Source organism: Micromonospora sp. NPDC049366, assembly GCF_044466625.1.
GTDB lineage: Bacteria > Actinomycetota > Actinomycetes > Mycobacteriales > Micromonosporaceae > Micromonospora.
Genome location: NZ_JBITMV010000033.1, coordinates 22,742 through 28,741, shown reverse-complemented (window position 1 = coordinate 28,741; position 6,000 = coordinate 22,742). Strand labels below are relative to the sequence as shown.

Sequence of the window (6,000 nt, the reverse complement as noted above, 5' to 3'; positions counted from 1 at the left end):
GCCGCTACCGCGCCACTGTGCAGATCGCCGACATCCTCATCTGGCTACGCGCGAAACCGGACCGACCCAAGCCATGATCCAGGAGACACGGCCTAGGCGTACGCTCCCGGAGCCCCACGCCAGCGTCGGCGGGGGCTCCCGGGGGCGGGGCGTGGTGCGGGGCCGTTCGGCGAGCAGGTGTCCCCCGAACGGCGGTGTTCCGCGGCGGGGCAACGACCGCGAGTGGCTGGACGGCGCGAATGTGTCCCGGCGGGCGTCGGGAATCCGACGGCCCGCCCGGCGCGGCAGCGGAGGGTTGTTGACTGCCCCTGAGCCGACACCGGGCGGTCGGCTCAGGCCGACCGATGGGAGGCATCCGTGGGGCTAGCCGGTTACCGCGCCTTCGGGGGCGTCACCGCAGATCTGCTGTCCGTCGCGCGCCAGGTGTACGAACCCCTCCTGGCGCCGATGCGACTGGGGCGCGACGACATCGCCGCGCAGGACCTCGACGCGTTGGAGGCCTCGTTGGCCCGCATCAACGAGGTCATCGCCAATCCGTCCGCCTTCGGCGGGCCGCTGAACCTCAAGCTGACCGCCGGGACCGGCGTCGTGGTGGCGCAGAGCCCCGCCGAGGCGCACGTCGTGGTCGGGCCGCTGCCGATCCTCCTGGAGCGCAAGCAGGACATCCTCGACCGGCTCGCGCAGCTCCGACCGCAACGCCACCTCGACAACCTCCGCGAGGTGGTCGCGGAGAAGGTCGCCGACCCTTCCGTACGGGAGGACCTGCTCACCGCGTTGGAGCGGGAGAGCGACCAGCAGAAGGCGATGTCGGAGGAGCTCGACAAGGAACTGGAACAGGTGAAGCGGGCCGAGTCCGAGGCCCAGGCCCGACTGAAGGTCGAGATCCTGGAGCGCAGGTCCCGCGTCTACAAGTCCTTCCTGGAGCGGGAGTCGGTGGCGACCCTGGTGGGCGGTCTCCTCCTCGTGTCCCTGACCGTCGCGCTGCTCGTCGCGATGTTCGCGAAGCTGCCGGTCAGCGAGATCGTGTCGAGCGCCTTCCTGATCATCCTCGGCTACTTCTTCGGGCAGTCGACCAGCCGACGGGGCGACCAGGGCGGGAACTCCGACGCCACCTGAGCGTGGCTCGGGGTGCCCGCCCTCCGGCGGTCTCCCGGCGGCGGCCCGACGACCGTCAGCCGGCGCGCTTGGCCGCCAGGAAGAGACCGAGGGCCTCGACGACGAGGCGGTGGTCGTCGAGCTGCGGCAGGCCGGACACGGTGACGGTGCCGACCGGGCCGGTGCCCCGCAGGATGATCGGGAAGCAGCCGCCGTGCGCCGCGTACCGGGCGGGGTCGAGGTGGGGTTGCTGCTCGAAGGTGGTGCCACGGTCGCGGTAGCTCTGGCCGACCAGGTAGGAGCTGTGCCCGAACCGGCGTACGACCCGGATCTTGCGCTCGATCCAGTCGTCGTTGTCGGCGGTGGTGCCGGGCAGCGCGCAGTGGAAGAGTTGCTGGTCGCCGAGCCGGATGTCGACCGTGACGGAGAGGTTCCGCTCCCGGGCCATCCCGACCAGACGACTGCCCAGCTCCCAGGCGTCGTCGTGGTCGAAGCGGTCGAACTGGAGGCGTTCCTCCTGCTCCTGCAGCTCTGACATCACGGCGTGCCGCTCCCTTCCTCGATCGTCACCGACGATCTAAACAGAGCCGACGCCGGCCCGGCCCCGGGGTGTGCCGCGTGGGCTGGGCGCGGGGCGGCGCCACACCCGCGGTGCGCCGCCCGCGCTCACTCGGCGAGCAGCTCCCGAACCCGGGGGATCACCGTCGTGCCGTACAGCTCGACGGCGTTCACGAGGTGCTCGTGTGCCATCGAGCCGTTGGCGTACTTGAGGTCGATGCGCTGCAGCCCGAGCGCTTGCACCGTCTTCGCGATCTTGCGCGCGACCGTCTCCGGTGAGCCGACGTGCCACGCCCCGTCGGCGATGTCGGCCTCGAAGCGGGCCCGGTTCATGGGCGGCCAACCACGTTCACGGCCGAGGCGGTTCAGCAGGTCGCGGGCGTGCGGCCAGAGCAGGTCGACGGCCTCGGTGTCGGTGTCGGCGACGAAGCCGGGCACGTGCGCGGTGACCGGAAGACGCTCCTGCCCGAACTGGTCGAGGGCCCGGTGGTACAGCTCGACGTAGGGGGCGAACCGGGCCGGCTCGCCGCCGATGACCGCCAGCGCCAGCGGGAAGCCGAGCCGGGCGGCGCGGACCACCGACTGCGGGCTGCCGCCGACGCCCACCCAGGTGCGGATCCGGCCGGACTCCGTCTTCGGGTAGACCTGCTGCTGCTTCAGCGGGGCGCGTACGGTGCCCTGCCAGGTCACCGGCTCCTCGTCCAGCAACCGGGCCATCAGTTCGAGCTTCTCCTCGAAGAGCCGCTCGTAGTCGGCGAGGTCGTAGCCGAACAGCGGGAACGACTCGGTGAACGAGCCCCGGCCGAGCATGATCTCGGCGCGTCCCTGGGAGACCGCGTCGAGGGTGGCGAACCGCTCGAACACGCGTACCGGATCGTCGGAGCTCAACACGGTGACCGCGGTGCCGAGCCGGATGCGCTCGGTCTGCCCGGCGATCGCGGCGAGCACGATCTCCGGGGCGGAGATCGCGTAGTCGTCGCGGTGGTGCTCGCCGAGGCCGATGGCGTCGACACCGAGCCGGTCGGCGAGGACGGCCTGCTCGACCACGTTGCGGATCACCCGCGCGAAGGGAAGTCTCGTGCCCTTCGCGTCGACGGTGACGTCGCCGAAGCTGTGCAGCCCGAATTCCAGCTCGCTCGCCATGTCGTTCCTCCTGGCCTCGATGCGCCCGGCCGCCCCGTTCGTCCGGCGGCCTCCGGCCCTGCAACGGCGCTCCCGGGGCCCCGCATTCCCGTTCACGGCCGTGGGGAACGGCACTTTTCCGACCCGGACGTCCGACTCTCCGCCACGGGGCCCCTGATTGACCGATGAGTTTGCGATGATGCGCCGGTCTACCCCGCGACACCACCCCCGGACGCGAAGGGATCCACCGATGGCAAAGGTCATCTCCACTCTGTTCATCTCCGCCGACGGCGTCGCCGAGATCGACCCCGACTGGCACTTCCCCTACTTCGACGACAACATGGGCCGCGCCGTCACGGAGGACTACAACGCGGCCGACGTGCTGCTCATCGGGCGCGAGACGTACGACAGCTTCGCCGGCGCCTGGCCGGACCGGGAGGCGGCCGGCGGGGACGATGCCCCCTTCGCCAAGCAGCTCGGCGACATGCGCAAGGTCGTCGTCACCCGTCAGCCGCGGCAGTTCACCTGGCGCAACTCGGAGGTGATCGACGGCGACCTCGTCGACGCCGTCGCCGCGCTGAAGGCCGACGCCGGCATCCGGGGCATCCTCATCCCCGGGTCGATCTCCGTGGTGCAGCAGCTGCTGGCCGCCGGGCTGCTCGACGAGCTGCGCCTGCTCGTGCACCCGGTGGCGGCGCGCAAGGGTCGCAAGCTGTTCGACGAGGGCGACACCCCGTACCACCTGGCCGTGACGGCGACCGAATCGTTCCCGACCGGCGTGATCCGGGTGATCTACACGCCGGCCTCCGCGCCCGGGAAGGTCGGCTACGACGACGTCAAGGAGCAGGTGCCCGCCGGGAACTGACCCGCAGGCGCACACCGGCCCCGACCGGGTCGGTACGGCGACGGTGGCTGCATGATGTCGCTCGATCAGGGATGTAGTGGCATCCGTACGCCGTTGAGGCCGCTACATCCCTGAAGCAGCGTGATCGATCGCGAAGGTGCCCGCGTCGACGCGGTCGATGAACTCCCCGACGGTGTCCGCCTGCCGGATGGCGCTGTCCCATCCGTCGCTGGAGATGTCGACCAGCAGCACGGGCGCGGATTCGTCGCGCAGGTCGAGCACGAACTGTTCGCGCGAGCCGTTGTCGCCGATGACCGCGATCCCGGGGTGGGCGCCGGTGCCGTCGTCCCAGGCGTCATGCACCTCGACCATCTCGCTCGGCGAGTTGAGCCAGACGTACGTGCCGCTCGCCATCCAGCCGCGCCGGAACCACGACGCACCCTGCAGATAGCGACGCCACGCGTCCGGCAGTGGCCGGCCCAGGGCCTCCTCGGCCTCGGTGAACTCCTGGTCGGCGACCGGGCCGCGGTAGTCGGCCTCCTCGACGATCGCGCCGACGATGTGGGCGTTGAGGTCGGCCAGCTCCTCGGCGGGGATCCAGTACTCCCGCACGTCCCGGCCGCCGGCCTGGCGGACCTCGTGACGCTCCAGGTAGGAACGCTGGACGTCGAACCGGGTCACGTAGCCCACCCCCTCGGCGGGGACGTTCCACTCCCGGGCGATCTTCGTCGCGTACCAGCGGTTGAGCACCGGGTAGAAGATCGGCTGCTCCGGCAGACGCGGTGGCCAGGCACGCCACCCGGACGCCGCCACGAGGTCGAGCTCGGCCTGCCCGGTGGGCCGCCACAGGGTGACCGTGTCGGAGCCGTCGATGGCGCACCCCTCACCGATCATGCTCGGCCGCCGGAGCGCGGCGAGTCACGCGCCCACCATTGTGGGGCACCCGACCCCGGGCGTAGACGGCGGGCGGTCCGGGTAGGAGAGGCGAATGCCAGACGTCGGAGACCTCATCGGCGACCGCTACCGCCTGGCCGGCCGGATCGCCGGCGGGGGCATGGGCGAGGTGTGGCGCGCCGAGGACGAGACCCTGAACCGGCCCGTCGCGGTGAAGCTGATGCGCGCCCACGTCAGCGCGGAGTCCAGCGCCGGGGAACGCTTCCGGCGTGAGGCGCGCGCGATGGCGGCGCTGCGCCACCCCGGGGTGGCGGACGTCTACGACTACGGCGAGGCCGACCAGCCCGACGGCCGGCGGCTCGCCTACATCGTCATGGCGTACGTTGGCGGGCAGCCCCTGTCCGCGCGCATCGCCGAGGCGGGCCGGCTGAGCGTGGCGGAGACGGTGTCGATCGTCGCGCAGACCGGCCGGGCCCTGCAGGCCGCCCACGACGTCGGCGTGGTGCACCGCGATGTGAAGCCGGGCAACCTCATCATCGAGCCGGACGGGCACGTCGTGCTCGTCGACTTCGGTATCGCGGTCTCCTCGGAGGCGACCAGCCTGACCGCCACGAACCAGGTGCTGGGCACCGCCCTCTACATGGCGCCGGAGCAGCTGTCCCGCCAGACGGTGACACCGGCCGTGGACGTCTACGCGCTCGGTGCCGTCGCGTACCACTGCCTGGCCGGCCACCCGCCGTTCCCCGGTGACAACCCGATCGCCGTGGCGGTGCGCCGGCTGGAGGAGGCGCCGCCGCCGCTGCCCGACGACGTCCCCCCGGCGGTTCGTGACCTGGTCGCCACGGCCATGGCCCGGGACCCTGAGCATCGATTCCCGTCCGCCGGGGGGGGGGGGGGCCCCGCCGGGGGGGCCCCCCCCCCCCCGGCCCGGGGGGGGGGGGGGCCCCCGCGCGCGCCGGGGGGGGGGGGGGCGGGCGGCGACCCCCTCCGCCGGGGCGGGCCGCGGGGGGGGGGGGGCCCCCCCCCGGCGCCCCCCCCCGCCCCCCCGGGCGCACGGGCGGGAGGCGGCGACCCTCGCGGCGACAGGGGTGCTCGGTGCGGCCGGAAACGCCGCGCCGATGACCCGGAACCTGGCGCCCGCCGAGGGGGAGCGGGGGAGTGGCGCCCCGCCCGGGCGGGCCCCCGGCCGACGCCGCTTGATCATCGGTCTCGCGGCCGTCGCCCTGGCCACCGCCGTGGCCGCCGTCGTGCTCGCCGACCCCGCCGGGTGGAGGCCCGGCCACTCCGGCGTGCCGTCGTCGCCCGGCGTCAGCTCCCCGTCCGGACGCCCGGTAGGCGAAGACCCGGGCCGCGGCACACCCGAGGGCGTCCGCGGCGGCTCCGCCGATCCGGACGTCACCAGGTCCGCGCGGCCGACGTCCGCACCGGCACGCACCCCGTCCGCCCCGCCGAGCGGACCGGCGGCGTCGCCGTCCACCACCCGCAGC

Annotated in this window: 5 protein-coding genes and 1 pseudogene; 3 read left to right on the top strand and 3 right to left on the bottom strand. The window is 73.1% G+C overall.

Features of this window, described 5'->3' with window-relative positions; genetic code table 11:
* Window positions 1–357: 357 nt before the first annotated feature.
* A complete protein-coding gene (locus ACIBTV_RS30130) occupies window positions 358–1,116 on the top strand; it encodes a hypothetical protein (RefSeq protein WP_396710353.1) in 759 nt (252 codons plus the stop codon).
* Window positions 1,117–1,171: 55 nt separating this feature from the next.
* Here ACIBTV_RS30130 and ACIBTV_RS30125 read toward each other — a convergent pair whose 3' ends face one another.
* The gene (locus tag ACIBTV_RS30125; protein WP_396710351.1) at window positions 1,172–1,633 is read right to left on the bottom strand and encodes a heme-degrading domain-containing protein; all 462 of its coding nucleotides are present in this window, start codon (window positions 1,631–1,633) and stop codon (window positions 1,172–1,174) included.
* Between the two features lie 128 nt (window positions 1,634–1,761).
* A complete protein-coding gene (locus ACIBTV_RS30120; RefSeq protein WP_396710349.1) occupies window positions 1,762–2,796 on the bottom strand; it encodes an LLM class flavin-dependent oxidoreductase in 1,035 nt (344 codons plus the stop codon).
* Window positions 2,797–3,025: 229 nt separating this feature from the next.
* On the opposite strand from ACIBTV_RS30120, the gene ACIBTV_RS30115 reads away from it, so the two are divergent.
* Window positions 3,026–3,640: a dihydrofolate reductase family protein gene (locus ACIBTV_RS30115; protein WP_396710347.1), complete on the top strand. Its 615-nt coding sequence runs from the start codon at window positions 3,026–3,028 to the stop codon at window positions 3,638–3,640.
* 102 nt (window positions 3,641–3,742) lie between these two features.
* Here the strand turns inward: ACIBTV_RS30115 and ACIBTV_RS30110 are convergent, their stop codons facing one another.
* Window positions 3,743–4,513 carry an SMI1/KNR4 family protein gene (locus ACIBTV_RS30110; RefSeq protein ID WP_396710346.1) on the bottom strand — a complete coding sequence of 257 codons (771 nt, stop codon included), beginning with the start codon at window positions 4,511–4,513 and terminating at the stop codon, window positions 3,743–3,745.
* A gap of 94 nt (window positions 4,514–4,607) precedes the next feature.
* Between ACIBTV_RS30110 and ACIBTV_RS30105 the strand changes: the two are divergent.
* Window positions 4,608–5,327: pseudogene (locus tag ACIBTV_RS30105) on the top strand (serine/threonine-protein kinase); the annotation flags it as partial.
* Between the last annotated feature and the right edge of the window lie 673 nt (window positions 5,328–6,000).

What these genes read in the sequence shown, in the direction of transcription:
- ACIBTV_RS30125 (WP_396710351.1), bottom strand. Translation starts at nt 1,633, where the DNA reads ATGTCAGAGCTGCAGGAGCAGGAGGAACGCCTCCAGTTCGACCGCTTC.
- ACIBTV_RS30120 (WP_396710349.1), bottom strand. Translation starts at nt 2,796, where the DNA reads ATGGCGAGCGAGCTGGAATTCGGGCTGCACAGCTTCGGCGACGTCACC.
- ACIBTV_RS30115 (WP_396710347.1), top strand. Translation starts at nt 3,026, where the DNA reads ATGGCAAAGGTCATCTCCACTCTGTTCATCTCCGCCGACGGCGTCGCC.
- ACIBTV_RS30110 (WP_396710346.1), bottom strand. Translation starts at nt 4,513, where the DNA reads ATGATCGGTGAGGGGTGCGCCATCGACGGCTCCGACACGGTCACCCTG.